Source organism: Sneathiella limimaris (assembly GCF_012932565.1).
Lineage (GTDB): Bacteria > Pseudomonadota > Alphaproteobacteria > Sneathiellales > Sneathiellaceae > Sneathiella > Sneathiella limimaris.
This window is the reverse complement of sequence record NZ_JABBYJ010000002.1, coordinates 1-21,804: the sequence shown is the minus strand read 5'-3', so window position 1 is coordinate 21,804 and position 21,804 is coordinate 1. Positions and strand designations below refer to the sequence as shown.

The following is a 21,804-nucleotide window of genomic DNA, read 5'->3' as shown; positions in this document are numbered from 1 at the left end:
TGTAAATACAATTTATTGCCATGGTCACATTTTTGTTCAAGCGATTGTTGCAGTCATTCATTGTGATGTTCACTGTCGCGCTAATCGCTTTCTCAATGTTCCGGTTCGTTGGTGATCCGATCAACAATATGGTTGGTCAGGACACGACTCAAGCCGAACGGGAAGTTCTCAGAGAAAAGTTGGGGTTGAATGATCCTTTTATCGTCCAATTTGGACGATTTGCAGCAAATGCTGCTGTTGGAGATTTCGGAAATTCCTACAAATTTAAAATTCCCGTTAGAGACATGATCTTAGAGCGGATGCCCGCAACTTTGGAACTGGCATTTGTTTCGGCCATTTTGGCGTTGTTAATTGGAATTCCCTTTGGGGTTTATACAGCCCTCAGGCGAAATGGGTTTTGGTCTAAAGTCGTCATGACCATGTCCCTGGTCGGGGTGTCTCTTCCTACATTCCTGATCGGTATTCTTTTAATTCTTTTCTTTGGTGTGATTTTAAGGTGGTTACCAACCTTCGGCCGGGGTGACGTGGTTGATCTTGGCTTTTGGACCACAGGCTTCCTCACCTGGTCTGGTATTCAGTCTCTAATCTTGCCATCAATTACATTGGCATTGTTCCAGATGACATTGATCATGCGTCTGGTAAGAGCAGAGATGCTTGAAGTTTTGAGAACTGATTTCGTTAAGTTTGCAAGAGCAAGGGGACTTCCTGATCGCTCTGTTCACTTTAAGCATGCGCTCAAAAATACACTTGTGCCGGTGATTACAATTACGGGTCTTCAGCTTGGCTCCTTGATCGCCTTTGCGATTATTACGGAAAGTGTATTCCAGTGGCCAGGTATGGGTTTGATGTTTGTTCAGGCGATATCTGACGTGGATATTCCGATTATGGCGGCATATCTGGTTCTCATCGCCTTCTTCTTTGTAGTGATTAATATGATTGTGGATATTCTGTATTTCGCGGTAGATCCTCGTTTGCGGACTAAGGACGGATCGTAACAATGGATAAAGCTGTAGAAACAACACGTCTCGAGCGTTTTCTCGATAGCGATATCTGGCACAGTTTCAAGACGAACCCAGTTGCCATTGTCTCTTTTGTGATCACCGTAATTATGCTGGCGGCTGCGATATTCGCTCCGTTCGTCGCACCGCATGATCCGTTTGATCTGGCTAAGATTGATATCATGGATTCGAGCCTACCTCCTGTATGGATGTTAGAAGGTGATCCACGTTTTCTCTTGGGGACAGATGATCAGGGCCGCGATATTCTCTCCACGATTATTTATGGAGCGCGGATTTCCTTGTTGGTCGGGTTTGCCTCTGTGATTTTTTCAATGATCGTTGGTATTACACTCGGACTTATCAGCGGTTATGCTGGTGGCCGGGTCGATGCATTTATCATGCGTGTGGCGGATATCCAATTGTCATTTCCTGCCATTTTGATTGCTCTGCTGATTGATGGTGTCGCGCGCGGTATTTTCCCGAAAGAGCTTCATGAAGAAATTTCCATTTACGTTTTGATCTTTGCGATCGGAATTTCCGGTTGGGTGCAGTATGCGCGGACAGTCCGTGGCTCTACTCTTGTAGAGAAAGGTAAGGAATATGTTCAGGCAGCTCGTGTTATTGGTATTCGTCCAGTCACGATCTTGCACCGTCATATTCTTCCAAATGTGATGGGACCGGTCATGGTTATTGCTACCATTCATTTGGCGGTTGCTGTGATTACAGAGGCAACTTTGTCATTCCTGGGTGTTGGTGTTCCACCAACCACTCCCTCGCTTGGGACGTTGATCCGAATTGGTAACGAGTATTTGTTCTCTGGTGAATGGTGGATCACGATCTTTCCTGGTGCGGCACTTCTCATTCTAGTCTTGGCAGTGAATCTGTTGGGTGACTGGATGCGTGATGCCCTAAATCCGAAACTGCGTTAAGGGAGATCAGAGATGGAATTATTAAATATTAAAGATCTCCAAATTGAATTTCCAAGCCGCAGGGGAACAGTAAAGGCCGTTAAAGGTGTAAGCTTGACTGTTCGTCCAGGTGAAGTTCTTGGTGTTGTTGGCGAGTCCGGTGCAGGTAAGTCAACTATTGGGAACGCGGTTATTGGATTGCTGGAACCTCCTGGGCGTGTGTCCGGTGGGGATGTGTACCTCAAGGGTGAACAGATCAACAATCTGGACAAAGAGGCTATTCGGAAAATTCGTGGCCGCCGCATTGGTATGATTTTCCAGGATCCTCTAACGTCTTTGGATCCTTTGCAGACGATCGAGCAACAACTTGTCGAAACCATTGATCTGCATTTGAAGCTTGGACCTCAGAAATCACTGGAAAGAGCTATCGAGCTACTGGATCAGGTAGGTATTCCAGATCCAGCTGAACGGATTAAGCATTATCCGCATCAGTTTTCAGGTGGTATGCGCCAACGGGTTGTGATTGCCTTAGCCCTTTGTGCCGAACCTGAGGTAATTATTGCCGATGAGCCGACTACAGCCTTGGATGTGTCTATTCAGGCTCAGATCCTCGAACTGATGAGGAAGCTGTGTCGCGAGAAACAGGTTGGGATGCTCATCATTACCCACGACATGGGTGTGATTGCAGACATCACTGACCGGGTAGCTGTGATGTATCGCGGTGATTTGGTGGAAGAGGGGACCACTGCAAAAATCCTCGGAAACCCTGATCACCCATATACAAAAAGTTTGATCAGTGCCGTTCCGCGTCCTGATGTACGGCTGCACCGCTTTCCAATGGTGAACTACATTGAGAAAGAGGAAGACCGGAAAAAGGACTTCGATATCTCGACCCACTGGTTGGGTAAGGCCCAGAATTTTGATGAAATCAAAGGACCGTTAGTTTCAGTAGAGAACCTGGTGATGAAATTCATCACAAAGGATTCTATCTTTAAGAGCAAACGGAAGTTTTTCACTGCCGTAGATCACGTCACATTTGATATCAAACAGGGCGAAGTCTTTGGTGTTGTTGGTGAAAGTGGTAGTGGTAAGTCTACAGTAGCTCGGATGATTTGTGGACTATATCGCCCAGCTAGCGGTGCTGTTCGCTTCGGCGAAACTGATCTCACGCAGATCAAGTCACAAACAGAGCTAGACTATTATCGTCGGCAAATGCAGATGATCTTCCAGGACCCATTTTCTTCGCTGAACGGTCGGATGCGGGTGCTGGATATTGTTGCAGAGCCTATTCGGTTCCATAAGCTTGCTTCAACTAATGCTGAAGTGGAATCTATTGTTCTGGATCTTCTGGAACATGTTGGCCTTGGCCGTAAAGCCGGTATGCGATACCCACACGAATTTTCTGGCGGTCAGCGTCAGCGAATTTCGATCGCTCGCGCATTGGCGACCCGCCCACGTTTCTTGATTTGTGATGAACCGACCTCAGCTTTGGACGTGTCCATTCAAGCACAGATCCTCAATCTTCTAAAAGATCTTCAGGAAGAATTGGGTCTTACCATGCTCTTTATCAGTCATGATTTGCCGGTTATCCGACAAATGTGTGACCGCGTCGGAGTGATGAAGTCGGGTAAACTGGTTGAGGTTGCAGAGACTGAAGAACTCTTTGAAAATCCAAAGGCTCCTTACACACAAGAACTGCTGTCCTTGATGCCAAAATTGGATAATCTGGATCATACAGGATTGGATATCGAAAAAGAGTGATCTCTTCTTATGGTATTTGGTTGATTTAAGAACTAAAAAAGGGGCCGGCCGGCCCCTTTTTTGATGAAGGTAAAAACTAGCTTTTTGCTAACCCCTTGATTGCTTTTTCAATCGTTTCAATTCCACGCTTCCAGACCATTTCTTTCCAGTCATCTGCATCACAGTAAAATGCGTCTCTCACCTGTTTTTTGATTTTCTGACCAAGTTCGCTGTCCACGTCTCCATAGGCATAAAGCCAATTATCTGCCCTTAAGGAGTTCAGCACTTCCATGAGCTCCAATGTACCATACTCGATAGCAACGCAGGTGTTAGTGGCATTGGGTACACTTTCAGTGATACCCTTGTTCATCGTTCCTGTAACCGGCGCTGATGAAGACGTTCCTGTCTCATGGGAGGTCACTTCGCCATCATACCATTCCATAGCCCGATCGATACCATCTAGGTCCCCAACATAAATCAGTTCACCATAGCCGTAGGGACCAAGGCCTGTGTGGATATCAAGGAGTGCCACATGCGCTGCGTTGCCTGCATGCTTGGCGGTGACGGCGCGAAGCGTTTCATTGCTCCAGGCTGGCTTGGAGCCGCCATAAAAGATGCCATTTGGTTTGATATACTGACCACCTGATACAGCAGCCTGGTATTTAGGCATTCCATTCTTTTGGATATATGCCTCAATCGCTTTCTCGGCGGCTTCTCTGGCTGGACCGTCCCAGTCAGCAGGCACGATCATGTCATGGACTTCCTGATAGGCTCCATTGTCGGGAAGGGGCTCAGAAAAATCCCGAAAATTCCTGTTAAGGTCAATATTATCTTCATTCACACGGCGGACATGAGAGAAACCATAGGGATTGATTGCGTGAATAAAAACGACTGCGACATCTTCAGGCAAGCTTTCAAGGTAGTTCTGTTCTAAAAGAGCTACTTGAATACCTGAACCACAGAAACCCTCGCCTCCATGGGTGCCAGAGCTAACGAAAAGGACTTTTGACGCATCTTCGGGGCCCAATCGCGCAACATCCATATAGAGCTCTTCACCTTCCCGTCCTTTTGCGTTTGGGTTTAGGTTGTTTTCGACAACCAACCCTCTCTTTTCACAAGCCTTCAAAAATTTTTGTCTTGCTTCTGAATAGGTGGCGGAAAAATACTGTGGTATGGACATTGTTTGATGACTCCTACTTTAAAATGCGAGATGATTTTACAGCAAACAATGTGATGCGAAATAAAAAAGCTCAGTAGAAGCCAACAAAGTTAAAGATCAAAAACAACAATCGGGAGAAACTATGGCTGACAAACATTATCTCATATATGGATCTGAATATTCACCGTTCTCAGTCAAAGTCAGATCTTACTTTCGATTTAAAAATATTCCCCATGAATGGAGAGTAAGAACCAGAGATAATTTTCAGGAATTTCAAGAGCTCGCAAAGTTACCTCTCATTCCACTTGTTTATGATGGAGTAGAGGAGGTTCTTCAGGATAGCACCCCCATCATGGAAAAAATGGAGGAGAGATATCCAGATAACCCTATTGTTCCGAGTGATCCAGCTCTCGCTTTCATTTCCTATTTGGTGGAAGAATATGCAGATGAGTGGGTGAATAAACCGATGTTTCATTTCAGGTGGTGGCGTGATGAGGATCAGATCGCTGTTGCTAATGGACTCTCTGAAACACTTGCACCCAATGCTTCAACTGAGGATCGGCAAAAGCTAAGTGCTCAAATTCGGGAACGCATGGTTCCAAGGTTGAGTTTTGTTGGATCGAATGAACAAAACAAAGAAACAATTGAGCTATCTCTGACGATGTTGTTGGAGAGTTTTGAGCCGATTTTAAAGAAACGTCCTTATCTCTTTGGCGGAATTCCATCCTTTGGAGACTTTGGTCTATTTGCGCAGCTCTATTGTTGTACCCAACAACCAACGACAGATCGGTTGATGGAGAGTTACCCTCATGTTTTGAAGTGGATAAACCGAATGCTTGATCCATCCATCGAAGGGACGTGGGCAGACTGGGATGAAGTGGTTCAGGATTTTGGTACTATACTGAAATCCCAGATTGCAGGTCTTTATCTTCCCTGGGCTATTTCCAATCAGGCTGCTCTCAAGGACGAAAAAGACGACTTCTCAGTGGATTTATTGGGCCGCGAATTTAAACAGGATACCGTTAAGTATCTGGGGCGATCCTTTGCCATACTGAAAACCAGACTACAGCCGCTGAAAGGCAATGAGAAACTAGAGCAGGCGCTTCTGAACAACGACTGTCTTGCACCTTTGGTTGGTGAAAGTTGGTAGCGTAGAGACCTGTAAATCCGAGAAGGAAGGTATTATTTCTCGATCGCTTCTCGGATCTTGTCAGCCAGATCTTTTTTCCGAAATGGTTTGTTGATTAAGAGCGCACTATCTCCAAGCTCTGTATGGGCCTCCAGTGCATTCTGGGTATAACCTGACATGAAAAGCACATTTAGTTCAGGTTTACTCTCTCTTGCTTTGATAGCGACTTCCGGTCCTCTTAACCCCCCGGGAAGAACAACATCAGACAGCAGCAAATCAATGTCATCATTTTTGTCAAGGACATCGAGTGCTGAGGCACCATCATGAGCCTGCAGTACGTTATATCCTAAACTTTTGAGTTGCAGCACTGTAAGCTCACGCACATCTGGATCATCCTCCAAGACAAGTATGGTTTCTGATCCTGTCTTAAATTGTTGTTGAGTCATGTCTTCATCAACTCCTGCGCTTTCTTCCAGTGCCTTTGGCAAGAATAGTTTTACTGTCGTACCTACATTTACTTCACTATATACTAACACATGTCCGCCGGATTGCTTTACAAATCCATAGATCATGCTTAACCCAAGTCCCGTTCCTTCGCCAACTTGTTTAGTTGTGAAGAATGGCTCGAAAATTCGGTCAAGAATTTCTTCCGGGATGCCGGATCCATTGTCTGAGATGGAGAGCATGACATAGTCGCCCGCGATAACATCCTCATTATGACGCGCGGCCTCTTCATCTACAGTCGTATTGGCAATCTCAATTGTCAGAACGCCTTCTGGTACATTTGCCGAGTTGATTGCATCCCGAGCATTGATCGCCAAGTTGATAATTGCATTTTCAAGTTGCCCTTGGTCCACGTTGCAAGGCCAAATCTCGCTTTGGAAGCGGGTGTTGACTTTGATGCTCTCACCAAGAACGCGGGCTAGCATACCTGCCATTTTATCGACCAGTTCCGTCAGATTGGTCGTTTTGGGTGTCAACATTTGCTTGCGAGAGAATGCAAGGAGTTGCTGCGTCAGCTCGGCCCCGCGTAATGCCGCAGAAATAAGCACCTTCAAGTGACTCATTTCTTCACCTTCAGGCTTTAATTTTTCTTCGAGCAGTTCTGCGTTCCCAAGAACAATAGCAAGCAGGTTGTTGAAGTCATGCGCGACACCGCCAGTCAATTCACCAACTGCACGCATCTTCTCAGACTGTCTGAGTTGTTCCTCACTTTTTGCAAGAGCAATTTCTGACGCTTTACGATCAGAAATATCCTGCATGCTGATGCCCGTAAAAATTTGACCCGCTCTTTCCAGACTATGGTAAGCAAATTGAACAGGTACCTTCTTTCCGGATTGGCTGACTACCTCACGCTCAATCAAGCTGGTGGTTGCGCCGCTTGTTGCCGCATTAAAACGTTCTCTTTCAGCCTCTATCTCACTTTCTGGTGTTATGTTCCAGATAGATAGACCGGTTAGCTCCTGACCCTCGTAACCAACAATTTTTCTGAATGCTGGATTCGCATCCACAAAAGTTCCATCTTGTTTAGTTAATGCAAGTCCGATCGGAGACTGATCAAATAACATGCGGTTATATTGTTCACTCTCTCTAAGAGCGAGATAGGACGTCTCAATGTTTTGTCGCATTAGATTAAGCGCTGAGACCACATCGTCGAGTTCATCTGGTCTGTCCGGATTGCGCGTTCGCGATAGCGATAGAGATGGCTGCTGGCTTTCAAGTTTGACGTTGCGAGCAAAGTTAGAGAGTGTCAGAAGATGCCGCGAGATTTGATACTGAAAAACAAATAGAAAGAAACCAGCGATCAAAGAGATCACAACTGCATTGCTTGCAAGAATGATAAAGGCTCTTGATTTGATATTCGCGAATACTGGATTAAGTCCTGCGACGATGCGGATTGAGCCTAGGTTAAAGCTTTGACCATCATTCGTTAGAGTGAGATTAACCTCACGTTCGACTGTTCTTTCAGATTTGATCGCGCCCTGAACCCATCTAACATCATTATCCTCTGTAATCGAAACGTATTCGATGTAGGGCGAATTTACCAAGCCTGTTAGGAAAACCTGAATCTGTTCGTCATCCAGAACCCAAATATTATATGTGAGGTTATTAAGCTGGTTTTCTTCTATTTCATTAAGACGTTCATCAATAACACCGAGTTCAGACCGGTAGTCTATGTACAACTGAATTACTGTACTTGCGAGTGTGATAATAACACTGAAACATACTATCCACAGGATCAGCCGTCTGGCTACAGTCATACTAATGCCTCGGTAAATTAGGGTATCCTTAGGCTAACTCTAATGAATTAGTCCGTCTACAACTATGTTTCAAGTAAATCTCATTTAGCATAGAAAAGTATCTGTATGTTGATTATCAGCAATAGTTTTAAATAATTGTTTCTAAGCTCGTTATTTTACAATTTTTTTCTGTTTATCTGTTGGAGGTCCAACAATTGGTATGGTATCAGCTAAATGTATGGTCATGCCTTGACTTGGGGACAGTAAACTTGGGTAAATAACTATGCCAGCAGAGAGCTCATCCAAATTTTTTAGACTAATAAGTGTGATCCAGGAACTCTTTCCGGGCGTTCTTGTGTGCCTGACTATAGCAATGGCAGCCACTTTCCTCAGTGATCATTACGGTGGGCCGGTTATGCTATTTGCCCTTCTCCTAGGGATGGCTTTTCATTTTTTGTCTGAGGAAGGGCCCTGTAAAAAGGGGATTGAGTTTGCCTCCAAAACAGTCCTTCGGGTCGGGGTCGCCTTGCTAGGAGTTCGAATTACATTCGGGCAAATTGCGGATCTCGGGGAAGTCACCATTTTGGGTGTCATTGTTGCGATTTTTGCGACAATATTTTTTGGATGGGTTTTCGCGCAGGTGTTTAAGTTGAAACCCTCCCAAGGACTGCTTTCAGGAGGCGCCGTGGCAATTTGTGGTGCTTCGGCTGCGCTCGCTCTTTCTGCCGTTATGCCTAAAAATAAACACTCCGAAAACAACACTATTGTTACCGTTGTTGCAGTAACAACATTGAGCACGATCGCAATGGTGCTCTATCCGTTGATTACTCAGCAGGCCGGTTTTGGAGCAATTGACTCAGGCGTGTTTCTCGGCGGGACAATACATGATGTCGCTCAGGTTGTGGGCGCCGGATATAGTATTTCAGATGAAACTGGTGACATTAGTACTGTTGTTAAGTTGCTGAGAGTGACAATGCTGGTACCTGTTGTCCTGATTTTCAGCTTTATTTTCAGTGCAAGAAACAAAGCAAAAGAGGAGGGGCAAAAAGCGAGCTTACTTCCTCCTGCTTTTTTGGTTGGCTTTATTGTCTTTGTTATCTTGAACAGCTTTAATTTGATGCCCGAACTGGCTGTAGATCACCTTACGGACCTATCGCGGGTTTGTCTCGTGACAGCAATTGCAGGCCTTGGAATGAAAACGTCTTTACAGGAATTGTTCAAGGTTGGTTGGCCGATTGTTGGTTTAGTCGTTTCAGAAACGATTTTTATTGCTTTGTTCATCTACGGTCTGGTTGCCTTTATCTAGGACGGCCAGGCTATTCTATGTTTCACTTTTGTTTCAAGTTTCTTTCAAGCTATTCAAAATAGAGCTTGTCTTGGCTTTTGAATTCTGTCGAAATAGATGCTTCGGCAAGTGCCGAATACACGGATGAGACTGTTACCTCAAAATCTGGGGTATTATGTGATCAGGGAGATATCAGATGACAGTTGGAAAACGCGCGTGGGGTGCAGTGTGTGGTTTGGCCGCTTTGGGGGCGGTCGCAATGATACCAGCAGTAAATGCTGAAGAAACACCAAATGATCTGATGAATGCGACAGTATGGACGCAGACTTCAGTTGAATTTAAAGCATCTTCCATGGCAGCGTTTAAGCTGGCTGAAGTGATGCTTGATCGGGCTTTAGAAAACAAGGATTGGACCGCAGCCCTCGAACAGGGCGATAATTATCAGGGTAAGCCACCAGCGGTTATTTTGGATGTGGATGAAACAGTCCTGGATAACACTGAGTATGAAGCATGGTTGATTAAGGCCGGCAAAAGCTACAGTTCAAAAACCTGGGGACCGTTTGTTGATGATGCAATTTCGGACCCGATTCCAGGATCTCTTGAATTTATAAATTATGCGAAATCTAAAGGCGTTGAAATTTTCTATGTTTCCAATCGTAAAAAACCAGGTGAAGCGGGAACACGAAAAAACCTGAAAGCTCTGGGTTATCCGATTAACGAAGCCATGGATACGGTTCTGCTTCGTGGTGAAAATGATTGGGGTTCTGAAAAAGGGACACGGCGTGCCCACGTTGCACAGAACTACCGCGTTGTATTGCTGTTAGGGGACAATCTCGGTGATTTTCTCGATGCCAAAAGTGCTTCAATAAAAGAGCGCGATGAAATCTTCGAGAAGTATAAAGCTAACTGGAACACCAAATGGATAACTATCGCCAATCCTATGTACGGATCATGGGAAGGTGCCGCTATTCAGTACAATTGGCGTGCGAGTTCAGCTGAAAAGCGGAAAATGAAAATGGATGCGATGAGATATTGGGAACCAAAAGAGTGAGGCTCATCCCGTAAACGTTATTAGAGAGGTCTCTGCCCAGTGGGCTGGGGCCTCTTTTTTTGTTATAAGAAACAAGCCTTTATCTCACCATATTTTTGCCAAAAATTAAATTAAGAATAATCAGAATATAACCTTTAAAAATAATTTTAACTGGTTATTATATTTTTATAAGTTTTTTGTTGAAATTTAGGGGTTTTCGTTACACGTGTTTTGGTGCAGATTGCGGCCGATGAGTCGCCCAATTGTGTGGAACTACTCTTAAATTCAGTAATCTGACGGAGAAGCGTTTTGGCAAAATTACGTGCCTTGGTGAAGGCAGGTGTAGTAAATTCTGAAGGTTTTTATTCTGTTGGCGGTCGAACCGCTGTGGATTTTGCTAATACGATTGTCAGGTTAGAGCGAAAAGAGGATGGTTTGGCCTCGTTTGAGGATTTGTTGACCTTCCTGAAGGCTCAAGAACTGCTCCATGAGGATGAAGCTTCAAGCTATCACATGTATCTTTTCCAGAATCCGGAAAGATGTGATCAGGTGATGGCGCAATTACGTGAAATCCGTGCAAAATTTCGCCAAGCTCTGGAACAATTATCTACTGGCTGGCCAATGGATCCGATGTTCGTGAGTGAAATCAATGATCAGCTCGCTGGATATAAAACTCAGATCCGTCTGGAGCCCGCTGAAGAGGGATATTCACTGCAAACCTATTTGACAGATGAAGGGCCTGAACAACTAACATATCCCATACTCAAGGATATCGCCGGGTTTTTGGCCAGTGATCAAACTGACAAAATTCGCCAATGTGCAGCTGATGACTGCCAGTTATATTTCATCAATACGTCCCGAAATGGGCGCCGGCGGTGGTGTTCCATGTCGACTTGCGGAAATCGCGCTAAGGTAAACGCTTATCTGAAGCGCCAAGAAGCGTAAGGCAGTTTGTCGCATCGCTATTTATTGCTCAGCTGTTATTGTTAGAAAAACAGTCTGAGAAGGGGCGCAAATGGCCTACCCATCTGAAATACCAGAAAACTGCTCGCTGATAGATCGATGGCGTTCGTGTTCGTATCGAGACTGTTTCAGCGAGAGATATGCCGTAAAATCAGATGAAACCGCGGCAGTTCTTTTCGCCCGTGTTATGAAGAATGAGCCTTGGTGGATCCGGGGATTGATGGCTGTCCGGAATTCGGTTGTCCGTATTTTTGGCTTAAAGTCTGAAACACCGAATGCTGATTTTTCTGAGGAAAGTGTTCGATCCTATAAACCAGGCGATTATATCGGTTTTTTTCTTATCGAGCGTGACGGCCCAGAAGAGTTGGTTGTCTCTACCAATGATCGGCATTTGGATGCTTATTTCTCGTTCCAGATTGGGAGTTCTCGGCAAGAGGTTACACTCACGTCAACCGTCACGACAAAGGAAAGGTTTGGCAAATTGTATATCTTCGTGATTGCCCCATTTCATAGGGCAATCGTCAAATATTTACTGAGCCGCCTTACCCGTTCGTAACCAGAGCTCTCAGCTCATTCTTCTGAACTTTGCCCATGGTATTGCGAGGTAGTTCTTCAAGTATGAAAACTTCTTTTGGTACTTTGAAGTTAGCCAAATTTTCCTTAACGAATTCAATAACATTTTGCTCGGTAACCTCTGCGCTCCCATCAAGAACAACGCAGGCGACCACAGCTTCGCCAAAATCAGGATGAGGCTTCCCGACAATAGCGCTTTCCAGAATACCCGGCATTTCATCCAGATAGCTTTCAATTTCTTTTGGATAGACGTTGTAACCGCCTGAAATAATGAGATCTTTTGCACGGCCGACAATTCGGTAATACCCGTCTTCCCCTTTTCGGGTCATGTCACCGGTAATAAAGTACCCATCTTTACGAAATTCCTGGGCCGTTTTATCGGGCATGTTCCAATAGCCTTTAAAGACGTTCGGACCCTTAATCTCAAGGATACCAATTTCACCATCTGCGACAATATTGCCATCTTCATCGGCAATCCGCACATCGTTATCTAACGGAAAACCGACAGAACCTGCGATCCGCTTTCCCTCATAGGGGTTGGAGGTAATCATGCCAGCTTCGGACATACCATATCGTTCTAAAATGACGTGCCCTGTCCTGTCGGTGAATTCGTTGAAGGTATCTTCGAGAAGCGGGGCTGAACCGGCTGTAAACAAGCGCATGTTACTGCACGTTTCTTTAGTGAATTCTGGTGTGCTGAGCAGACGAACGTAAAAAGTCGGAACTCCCATAAAGACGGTTGAGTGGGGCAGATATTTAATGACCAATGCGGGATCAAATTTTGAAAGGAAAATAACAGTGTTTCCTTTTAAAAACGCGCAGTGAAGCGCAACAAATAGGCCATGCACATGAAAAATGGGTAAGGCATGCAGGAGCACATCATCTGTCTCAAATGCCCAAGCTTTGATTAGGCTTTGGGCGTTACTGGCCAGGTTGTTATGGGTCAACATGGCGCCTTTTGAACGACCCGTGGTACCAGAAGTGTACAAGATTGCAGCAAGATCATCGCCGTCTCGCTTCACGGGATTAAACTTATCCTCCTGCTCGGAAGCTGCATCTGTGAGGGATCCATTCCCCTGATTATCCAGCGTAAATACTTTTAAGACATTTGCCTTGTCGGCAATTTTCTGAAGTTCCGTCAGGTTAGCCGGATCGCAGACTAGAATGGCCGGAAGGGCGTCAGTTAGAAAATAATCAACTTCAGCGCTTTTGTAGGCTGTGTTGAGTGGGAGGTACACCAATCCGGCTTTAAGACAAGAAAGATACAAAATGACAGCTTCTACAGTTTTATCGACTTGAACTGCTACCCGGTCACCAGGTTGAGCTCCGCTCTGAACAAGTAAATTTGCAATTTGCGAAGACTGCTTCATCAGATCTGCGTAGGAATAGCTCTTCCCTTCTGGGGTTTCAAAAGCAGTTTTTGTTGCATTGGCTGCAAATACGGATTCGAACTGGCTGTAGAGATTGTTATCGGTCATTAAATTTCTCAAGCAGTAGGCTGTTCATGATTAGATCTTGTGTTGAGGGGAAATCTGTAATGTGTTCTCCTTCACTTGTCACGTGCTCTCTGGGAATTATTACCCACAAATATGGCTAACAAACATGTGAAACACTCCTTAAATCGGGTTCTAAATATTTCTGAATAATGGAGTTTTACCTGAAAATTCCGCTTGGCCCATCTTGAAAGGAGTGCTTTCCCTCATGATCTGTAAAGGAGTAGAAAATATTGATGTGTGTAAATATAAAGGTATCTCAATTTATTACCTGAAAAGGTTATGGGGCATTTAGTATGAGACAAACTTTCGTATCGCAAATTTTGAATTCAATCGCGGATGCGGGGCGAGATCTTCTGGATAGGGGAAATGGCAAATCACGAAGCCACTCCATGGAAGGACTTTGTCGAGATCTTTTGACCCAGCGTGGTGAAGCTTCAGGAATGGCTCTCGCTCGTGAAATTGTTGGTTTGTGGTATAGCCTCAACGAAGAGGAAAGACTGTCCTTTTTCAGGTTTTTGCAAAATGAAGAGGGCGTAAACCAGGCAAAGCTTGATAAGGCTATTTCTGCTTATTCGAAAGATAAAACACCTGAAAACTTGCAGAATTTGACTCAAGCAGTTGAGGCTCCGAGGCAGGAATTGATGAGGCGGATAAATTTTGCTCCGGGCGGGACGGCTGCGCTCGTTGATATGCGAAAATTTATTGTCAGTCGACTGCGGGAGTTTCCTGACCTTTCCGAAGTGGACAGGGACTTAAAGCATCTCCTCGTAAGTTGGTTCAATCGTGGTTTTTTGGAGGTTCGACAGATTAACTGGAGGACACCAGCAGTAGTTCTTGAAAAACTCATTGAGTATGAAGCAGTTCATGAAATTGAGGGTTGGGAAGACCTTCGTAGACGTTTGGAGGATGACAGGCGCTGTTTTGCCTTTTTTCATCCGGCCCTACCAGATGAGCCATTAATCTTTGTTGAGGTCGCCCTCGTGAAGGGATTGGCCAGTGCCGTACAACCTCTTCTAGATCTTCAAGCTGATCGTTTGGATCCAGATCGGGCTGATACCGCTATTTTCTACTCTATCAGTAACTGTCAGGAAGGCCTGAAAGGCATCAGCTTTGGTAACTTCTTGATTAAGCAGGTTGTTGCTGAGCTTTCTGTAGAATTGCCAAATTTGAAGCATTTTTCAACACTCTCACCAATTCCAGGTTTTATGAAATGGCTGAATTCTGTGAACGGGAAGGCAGCAAAATTGTCGGCTGGAAAAGTTACCAAAGTCAAAAAGTTACTCTCTGAGAAAAACTGGTGGCAAAATGACGAAGTTGTAGAGCAGGTGAAAGACCCGTTAGAGCATCTTGTTGCTCATTACCTCCTAAACGAAAAAAGAAATGACCGGCCATTAGATCCTGTTTCTAGGTTTCATTTGGGTAATGGCGCGCGACTGGAACGGATTAATTGGTTGGGGGATACTTCACGAAATGGACTTTCCCAATCTGCTGGATTACTCGTGAATTACTATTACAGTCTCAAAAATATCGAGAAAAACCACGAAGCTTATGTAAATGAGAAGAAAGTTGTCGCGTCCTCTTCAGTTCAAGCACTCGCTAAATCTGTATAAATTCTAACGCAATACTATATAAGTTTTGCCTGTATTAAATAAAACTGATGGTATATGCTCGTGAAACCCCCACCAGTTGCGTTGTACGTCGGCGTTGTTTAACGCTTTAGAACAATAAGATGCGAGCAGTGTTATGAACAAGCGTACACTATTTGAAAAGTATGGTGGCTTTGCGGCCATTAGTCGCGTGGTACTCAGCTTCTATAACGATTTGTTAGACAGTGATGAGGTCGGCCCTATTTTTGACGACGTTGATATGGGCGGCTTGGTAGATCACCAAACAAAATTTATAGCCTCATTGCTTGGCGGACCATCTTCTTATACTCAGGCTCAGATCAAGCAGATTCATGAACGCATTTCGATTACGGATGCGCAGTATGATGAAACCATGAAAATCTTAGCTGATAACCTCTTGAGCCATGGTTTTAGTGAAGAAGATACTTCGTCAGTCATGCGGGTGCTGGAACAACACCGCGACTTGGTAGTCGGGTCAGCGTAATATGTCCATCGCAGATATAAACGAGCAATTGCTAAGGGCAATCGGCGTCGGTGTTGCTTTGCTCGAAGAAGACACGCTTGGCATTACATTTTCAAACGATACCTTTTCGGATTGGTTTCTAACTGATGATCCAACACTGCAGTTTGAGGAATTGTTTCCTCAGTTAGATGGGGAAAGTCTGCGAAGCGGTCTCCAAGAGAATAACCAATATACGTTGGAATTCAGTTTCAAGAAGGGGCGGCGCCCTATGATTTTCGCTGCGGACTTTTCTTATGCGAAAAACCAGGAGAATCCCTTGATCGTAATGGTTTGCCAAAACATTTCCCGTATTCGGGAATTGGAAACCATGATTGACAGTTATTCCAAGATGGTGGAGCGCAACACAAGGGAAATAAAGAGGGAAAAAGAGCAAGTCGAAAAACTATTGCTCAACATGATGCCACGGTCTGTTTACGAAGAATATAAAACCTTTGGGGTTGTAACGCCGACCTTGTATGACCCGATTACTGTATTGATGCTCGACTTTGTTGGCTTTACCGAAATGGCAGTGTCAGCAGATCCGAGTACAACAGTCAGCGAGTTGAATGATATCTACAGCGCTTTTGATCGAATTGGTGAGCAATATGGATGTGAGCGGATTAAAACGATCGGGGATGCATATATCACTGTCGCTGGCCTGCCGGAACCAACACCTGATCACACTCTTGCTGTTGCGAGCACGGCAATTCGTTTTGTCCGCTATCTAAAACGACGTAATCAAAGTCATTCAACGAAATGGAGATGCCGAATTGGATTGGCCACGGGCTCTGTGGTGGGCTCGGTTGTCGGCATTCAAAAGTATGTCTACGATATTTTCGGCCCGGCTGTAAATTTTGCATCGCGTCTTCAAGATTGTTCTGAGGCGATGGAAATTACAATAAGCAAGTCTGTGAGTGAGGCTCTGACAAATGAGTTTCTGGTAGAAGAGGCAGGTGTAAAACAAATCAGAGGGTTTGGAGAACAAGAAGTTTTCAAACTGAGAGACAGCCGAGTAGATTTGTGACTTCAAAAAAGTTGTCGCTCATGACTTGAGGCTGATTGTCTGATCACTGTAGGGTAACGCATTAATATTCACCAACGCCCCGACAGTGGAAAACTAAATGACATCCTTAATTCCTTTTGTAGGCCAGATCAGTTACGCGGAACAATGTGATTGGGCCCGTCAAATCTCAGACAAGTTACCTGATGTTGAAGTTGTTCCTTTTTCCGATTTAAGTTTGAAGGATTTTGATGCCGTCCAAATTGCCATTACGGCTAATCCTGACCCAGTCGAATTGGATAAATTAAAAAACCTGAGATGGATACATTCTGTTTGGGCAGGTGTTGAACGTATGGTTATTGAGCTTAAGGACAAAGAATTTGATATTGTCCGGCTTGTCGATCCTGAGCTCTCTAGAACAATGGCAGAAGCTGTATTAGCCTGGACACTCTATCTTCACCGGCACATGCCGCAATACCGTGAGCAGCAGCAAAAGAAAATCTGGAATGAACTGTCCTACAAGAAGGCATCGAATACAGCAGTTGGAATATTGGGCTTGGGGGCTCTAGGCCAAGAAGCCGCACTCAGATTAAAGGCCAATGGTTATCAGGTTAAAGGTTGGAGCCGGTCATTGAAGTCAGTTGACGGACTAGAGACATATTCCGGAGATGAAGGGCTTACTGAGATCCTGAAGACAACGGATATTCTGGTTGTTCTACTTCCCTTAACCGATCAAACACGAGGGTTACTCAATGAACGAATGCTCGGTTTGTTGCCTGCTGGGGCATCAATAATTAATTTCGCCAGGGGACCAATTATTCAGTCTGAAGACTTGTTGGCACTACTGGATGGGGGACATTTATCCCATGCCGTTTTAGATGTGTTCGATGAGGAGCCATTGCCGCAAACATCACCCTTTTGGGAACATGCACAGATTACAGTTCTGCCGCATATCTCTGCGCCGACCGATATGGATACGGCCTCTGAGATCGTGGCAAATAACATTCGTTTGTATCTGGAAAAGGGTGTAACCCCAACTTTTATTGATAGGCAGAGGGGCTATTAAATCAACTTCGCATTCCATAATTTTTTGCTTTTAAATTGTTATGGAATTGGCTAGATAATAAGCAAGCTAATTAATTGATCCTTGGTGTGGTGTTGAATGAGCCATAGATTAACTATAGCTACATACAGATCGGCCCTAAGGCCAATAAATAAGAAGTAAGAATAAGAACGAGGAGAAGGGCGCAATGTCCGGAAAAATGTTAGAAGGTAAAGTTGTTGTCGTAACAGGTGCTGGTCGCGGTGTTGGTCGCGGTATTGCGATCATGGCAGCAGAACAGGGCGCGAAAGTCGTGGTCAACGATCTTGGAGGTAACGAACAAGGTGATGGTGCGGATAATATTCCGGCACTTGAAGTTGTGAAAACCATCGAAGATAACGGCGGCGAAGCTATTGCAAACTTTGGTAATGTTGCGAATGCCGATGATGCAGGCCAGATGATTGAAGATGCGCGCAGCAATTTTGGGAGCATTGATTGTATCGTCAATAATGCGGGTATTCTTCGTGACGTTATTTTTCATAAAATGACAGAGGCCGAATTTGATGCTGTGATTGCTGTGCATCTGAAAGGCAGCTTCAACGTTTCTAGAGCCGCTGCCCCATATTTCAGAGAGCAACAAAGTGGATCATATGTACATATGACCTCTACTTCCGGTTTGATTGGTAACTTTGGTCAGGCAAACTATGCAGCTGCAAAAATGGGAATCGTCGGTTTGTCCCGGTCAATAGCGCTCGACATGAGCCGTTTTAATGTCCGTTCAAACTGTATCTCCCCCTTCGCATGGTCACGTTTGATCGGTACTATCCCTCAGGGAACTGATGCAGAACGCGAACGGGTCAAGAAGATCCAGCAAATGACGCCTGAGAAGATCGCGCCGATGGCTGTTTATCTTCTGAGTGATGAGGCCAAGGATATTACCGGCCAGATCTTTGTCGTTCGGAACAATGAAATCTGCTTGATGAGCCAACCAAGACCAATTCGGAACTTGCAAACGTCTGAAGGCTGGACACCAGAAAAAGTAGCTGAGCGGGTTGGGCCTGCTGTGAAATCTTCTTTGGTGCCGCTGGAACGCTCTGGTGATGTTTTCAACTGGGATCCGGTCTAAGTCGGGGGCATCTAATGGCAATTGATTATGATAAATTGATGAACTGGAAGTTTGATCCAGTCGAGCAGGAATATACGTCAAAAGACAGTATTCTCTATGCGCTTGGGGTTGGGTTGTCTGCCGATCCTCTGGATATGGACCAACTTCGTTTCACATATGAAGAAGATCAGCTGGCTCTGCCGACAATGGCAGTGGTCCTCGCTTACCCTGGGTTCTTCTTGAAAGATCCGCAATTCGGAGTTGACTGGGTCAAAGTCTTGCACGGTGAGCAAGGCATTGAAATTCACAAGACGTTGCCTGCTTCCGGGCATGTCATTGGGGAAAACCGGTTTACCGAAATCATTGATAAGGGTGAGGGGCGTGGGGCGCTTCTGTACTCTGAGCGCAAAGTCTTTGAAAAAAGCTCTGGCGACCTTCTTGCGACACTAACATCTACCACATTCGCGCGCGGTGATGGTGGTTTTGGTGGGCCGGCACGTGAGGCTCCTAAGCCTCATGATTTACCTGATAGAGCCCCTGACAGTATTGTGGAGACTGCAACCCTGCCACAAGCTGCGTTGATCTATCGGCTAAGCGGTGATTTTAATCCACTGCATGCGGATCCACGTGTTGCAAAATCTGCAGGTTTTGAAAAGCCGATTTTGCACGGGTTAGCCTCACTTGGGGTTGCAGGACATGCTGTTCTCAAAGATGCCTGCGGATATAATCCAGATCGCTTTAAGTCCTTCAAGTTACGTTTCACGTCACCTGTTTACCCAGGTGAAACAATCGTGACCGAAATCTGGAAGGATGGAGAAGATGTGTCTTTCCGTTGCCGGGTTAAGGAGCGGGATGTCGTCGTTCTCAATAATGGTTACGCGCGCGTAGCCTGATTGTTGTGATCAAGGCCTGGCGACTGCGTCAGGCCTTTCCCTTTTTTAATGGAGTTTTCCGTGCAACTTGTTGACGCGATCAGAAGCCGTAAATCCGTTCGTCAATTTACTGACAAACCAGTTTCCAAAGAAGTGATCGAAGAGATTCTGGAGATGGCGAAATGGGCGCCATCTGGCGGTAATCTGCAGCCTTGGACCGTGCATGTGCTGGTTGGTGATGACTTGAAAACCCTGCTTGAAACAATTCAGGATCATATGAAAGCCGGACGAATGGAAACACCGGAATACAATGTGTATCCACCAGATTTGAAAGATCCCTACCGGACCCGCCGTCGCATTGTTGGTCAACAATTGTATGACTTAATAGGAGTTCCGAGGGAAGATACAGCCGGAAAGCTGCGTCAACTGGCCAAGAACTATGAGTTTTTTGGAGCTCCGGTTGGAATGTTCTTTGTAATGGATCGTCAAATGGAGATCGGTCAATTTGCTGATCTTGGAATGTTTTTACAGAACATAATGTTGATGGCGCGTGAGAAAGGTCTTCAAACTTGTCCGCAAGAGGCCTGGGCACGTTGGCCAAACACAGTCTCTAAGCATCTCGAGCTTTCAGACGACGAGATGATGTTTTGTGGCCTTGCGCTCGGCTATGAAGATGATGCGGCTAAAATTAATGAACTTCAAAGTGAGCGTGCAAGCTTATCGGAATTTGTAACCTGGCGCGGGTTCGACTGAGGATTAAGGTTTATGGATGTAGGTGTAATTGATCAAATCCGGCAGACAGTTGTTCAGCTATGTCGGGATTATCCGGGGACTTATTGGCAGGAAAAAGATCGGGAACGGGCTTATCCAACCGAATTTGTCAATGCGCTGACAGAAGCGGGTTTGTTGTCTTCCCTTATCCCCGAGGAATACGGGGGTGCAGGTTTGCCCCTCTCGGTTGCTTCAGCAATTCTGGAAGAAATTCATGCGCAAGGATGTAATGGCGCAGCCTGTCATGCGCAGATGTATACCATGGGAACTCTGCTTCGTCATGGAAGCGAGGTTCAACGGAGAGAGTTTCTGCCAAAGATTGCGACCGGTGAACTGCGGTTGCAGGCGTTCGGAGTGACTGAGCCCACAGCGGGCACAGATACGACCAGTATATCCACCGATGCTGTTCGCGATGGCGATGAATATGTGATTAACGGACAGAAAGTCTGGACGTCCAGAGCAGAATATTCGGATCTTATGATCCTGCTGGCCAGAACCACGCCAAAAGAAGATGTGAAAAAGAAATCCGATGGACTATCCGTTTTTCTCGTCGATATGCGAAAAGCTGTCGGGAACGGTATGACCATTCGCCCCATTCGTACCATGATCAATCATGCAACGACAGAAGTCTTCTTTGATGATTTGCGGATCCCTGCTGATAGCTTGATAGGTGAAGAGGGCAAGGGCTTTAAATATATTCTGACCGGAATGAATGCTGAACGTATTCTGATCGCATCTGAATGCATTGGTGATGCACGTTGGTTTATAGAAACCGCATCAAACTATGTTCGGGATCGAAAAGTGTTTGGCCGTCCTATTGGTCAGAATCAGGGAGTGCAGTTTCCGATTGCCCGGTCTTATGCGCAGATGCAGGCAGCCAAGTTGATGGTTGAGCGGGCCTTTGAACTTTATGATGCCGGTGAACCGTGTGGGGCCGAAGCCAACATGTGTAAGATGCTGGCATCCGAGGCGTCCTGGGCTGCTGGTGAGGCATGCTTGCAATCTCATGGTGGATTCGGTTTTGCTGAGGAATATGACGTGGAGCGAAAGTTTAGGGAGACGCGTCTCTATCAGATCGCACCGATTTCAACGAACTTGATCCTTTCTTTCATTGCTGAACATGAATTGGATCTTCCACGTTCCTACTGATTTCCGTTTTCAGTGGAATAAGGCGTTGAATATATTTTTCTTAAAAATGGCAGTTTTGCTGACCTTTTTTTGCGAATGCAAAAAAATGACATTTTTTTTAAAAAAAGGGTTTGACGGTTTGTTGTGAGGGGCCTATAAACCGCCCCACGCCGCTTGGGGGGCAACGGTCCTGAGGCCAGCGAGACTGGTAGGGATTAGGAGCTGAACGGGTGGTTTT

19 protein-coding genes are annotated in these 21,804 nt (G+C 45.4%); 16 read left to right on the top strand and 3 right to left on the bottom strand.

What is annotated here, in order from left to right:
- The first annotated feature begins 20 nt into the window (after positions 1-20).
- Genes HH301_RS13770 through HH301_RS13760 form a run of 3 tightly spaced genes read left to right on the top strand, consistent with a single transcriptional unit; the run spans position 21 to position 3,667 of the window.
- Positions 21-995, top strand: a complete 975-nt coding sequence (locus HH301_RS13770; protein ID WP_169569611.1) for an ABC transporter permease — start codon at positions 21-23, stop codon at positions 993-995.
- Between the two features lie 2 nt (positions 996-997).
- On the top strand, positions 998-1,927 hold the full coding sequence (locus HH301_RS13765; protein ID WP_169569610.1) for an ABC transporter permease: 930 nt from the start codon (positions 998-1,000) through the stop codon (positions 1,925-1,927).
- 12 nt (positions 1,928-1,939) lie between these two features.
- The gene (locus HH301_RS13760; protein WP_169569609.1) at positions 1,940-3,667 is read left to right on the top strand and encodes an ABC transporter ATP-binding protein; all 1,728 of its coding nucleotides are present in this window, start codon (positions 1,940-1,942) and stop codon (positions 3,665-3,667) included.
- 76 nt (positions 3,668-3,743) lie between these two features.
- Here the strand turns inward: HH301_RS13760 and HH301_RS13755 are convergent, their stop codons facing one another.
- Positions 3,744-4,826: a M14 family metallopeptidase gene (locus HH301_RS13755; protein WP_169569608.1), complete on the bottom strand. Its 1,083-nt coding sequence runs from the start codon at positions 4,824-4,826 to the stop codon at positions 3,744-3,746.
- A 121-nt stretch (positions 4,827-4,947) separates the two neighbouring features.
- Between HH301_RS13755 and HH301_RS13750 the strand changes: the two genes are divergently transcribed.
- Positions 4,948-5,955, top strand: a complete 1,008-nt coding sequence (locus HH301_RS13750) for a glutathione S-transferase family protein (protein WP_169569607.1) — start codon at positions 4,948-4,950, stop codon at positions 5,953-5,955.
- 32 nt (positions 5,956-5,987) lie between these two features.
- Here the strand turns inward: HH301_RS13750 and HH301_RS13745 are convergent, their stop codons facing one another.
- Positions 5,988-8,195 carry a PAS domain S-box protein gene (locus HH301_RS13745; protein ID WP_169569606.1) on the bottom strand — a complete coding sequence of 736 codons (2,208 nt, stop codon included), beginning with the start codon at positions 8,193-8,195 and terminating at the stop codon, positions 5,988-5,990.
- 262 nt (positions 8,196-8,457) lie between these two features.
- On the opposite strand from HH301_RS13745, the gene HH301_RS13740 reads away from it, so the two are divergent.
- The 4 genes from HH301_RS13740 (at position 8,458) to HH301_RS13725 (ending at position 12,008) form a co-directional block, all read left to right on the top strand.
- A complete protein-coding gene (locus HH301_RS13740; RefSeq protein WP_169569605.1) occupies positions 8,458-9,480 on the top strand; it encodes a YeiH family protein in 1,023 nt (340 codons plus the stop codon).
- 175 nt (positions 9,481-9,655) lie between these two features.
- Positions 9,656-10,510, top strand: coding sequence for a 5'-nucleotidase, lipoprotein e(P4) family (locus HH301_RS13735; protein WP_169569604.1), 855 nt, complete (start codon positions 9,656-9,658; stop codon positions 10,508-10,510).
- Positions 10,511-10,798: 288 nt separating this feature from the next.
- Positions 10,799-11,434 (top strand): CGNR zinc finger domain-containing protein, encoded by a 636-nt coding sequence (locus HH301_RS13730; protein WP_169569603.1) that lies wholly within the window; start codon positions 10,799-10,801, stop codon positions 11,432-11,434.
- Between the two features lie 70 nt (positions 11,435-11,504).
- On the top strand, positions 11,505-12,008 hold the full coding sequence (locus HH301_RS13725) for a DUF2867 domain-containing protein (RefSeq protein WP_169569602.1): 504 nt from the start codon (positions 11,505-11,507) through the stop codon (positions 12,006-12,008).
- Here the strand turns inward: HH301_RS13725 and HH301_RS13720 are convergent.
- Positions 11,995-13,503, bottom strand: a complete 1,509-nt coding sequence (locus tag HH301_RS13720) for a malonate--CoA ligase (RefSeq protein ID WP_169569601.1) — start codon at positions 13,501-13,503, stop codon at positions 11,995-11,997. The two genes, HH301_RS13725 and HH301_RS13720, sit on opposite strands and share 14 nt — an antisense overlap.
- Before the next feature lie 311 nt (positions 13,504-13,814).
- Here HH301_RS13720 and HH301_RS13715 point away from each other — a divergent pair, with 311 nt between their 5' ends.
- The 8 genes from HH301_RS13715 to HH301_RS13680 all read left to right on the top strand — a co-directional run bounded on the left by HH301_RS13715 (position 13,815) and on the right by HH301_RS13680 (position 21,587).
- Positions 13,815-15,131 (top strand): malonyl-CoA decarboxylase, encoded by a 1,317-nt coding sequence (locus HH301_RS13715; RefSeq protein ID WP_169569600.1) that lies wholly within the window; start codon positions 13,815-13,817, stop codon positions 15,129-15,131.
- A 133-nt stretch (positions 15,132-15,264) separates the two neighbouring features.
- Positions 15,265-15,630, top strand: a complete 366-nt coding sequence (locus HH301_RS13710; RefSeq protein ID WP_169569599.1) for a group I truncated hemoglobin — start codon at positions 15,265-15,267, stop codon at positions 15,628-15,630.
- Position 15,631: 1 nt separating this feature from the next.
- Positions 15,632-16,672: an adenylate/guanylate cyclase domain-containing protein gene (locus tag HH301_RS13705; RefSeq protein ID WP_169569598.1), complete on the top strand. Its 1,041-nt coding sequence runs from the start codon at positions 15,632-15,634 to the stop codon at positions 16,670-16,672.
- A 97-nt stretch (positions 16,673-16,769) separates the two neighbouring features.
- Positions 16,770-17,714, top strand: coding sequence for a 2-hydroxyacid dehydrogenase (locus tag HH301_RS13700; protein WP_169569597.1), 945 nt, complete (start codon positions 16,770-16,772; stop codon positions 17,712-17,714).
- A gap of 184 nt (positions 17,715-17,898) precedes the next feature.
- Entirely contained in the window at positions 17,899-18,816 is a 918-nt protein-coding gene (locus HH301_RS13695; protein WP_169569596.1) for an SDR family oxidoreductase, read from the top strand.
- 14 nt (positions 18,817-18,830) lie between these two features.
- Positions 18,831-19,688 (top strand): MaoC/PaaZ C-terminal domain-containing protein, encoded by an 858-nt coding sequence (locus HH301_RS13690; protein WP_169569595.1) that lies wholly within the window; start codon positions 18,831-18,833, stop codon positions 19,686-19,688.
- A gap of 60 nt (positions 19,689-19,748) precedes the next feature.
- The gene (locus HH301_RS13685; RefSeq protein ID WP_169569594.1) at positions 19,749-20,420 is read left to right on the top strand and encodes a nitroreductase family protein; all 672 of its coding nucleotides are present in this window, start codon (positions 19,749-19,751) and stop codon (positions 20,418-20,420) included.
- A 12-nt stretch (positions 20,421-20,432) separates the two neighbouring features.
- The gene (locus HH301_RS13680) at positions 20,433-21,587 is read left to right on the top strand and encodes an acyl-CoA dehydrogenase family protein (RefSeq protein WP_169569593.1); all 1,155 of its coding nucleotides are present in this window, start codon (positions 20,433-20,435) and stop codon (positions 21,585-21,587) included.
- Positions 21,588-21,804: the final 217 nt, after the last annotated feature.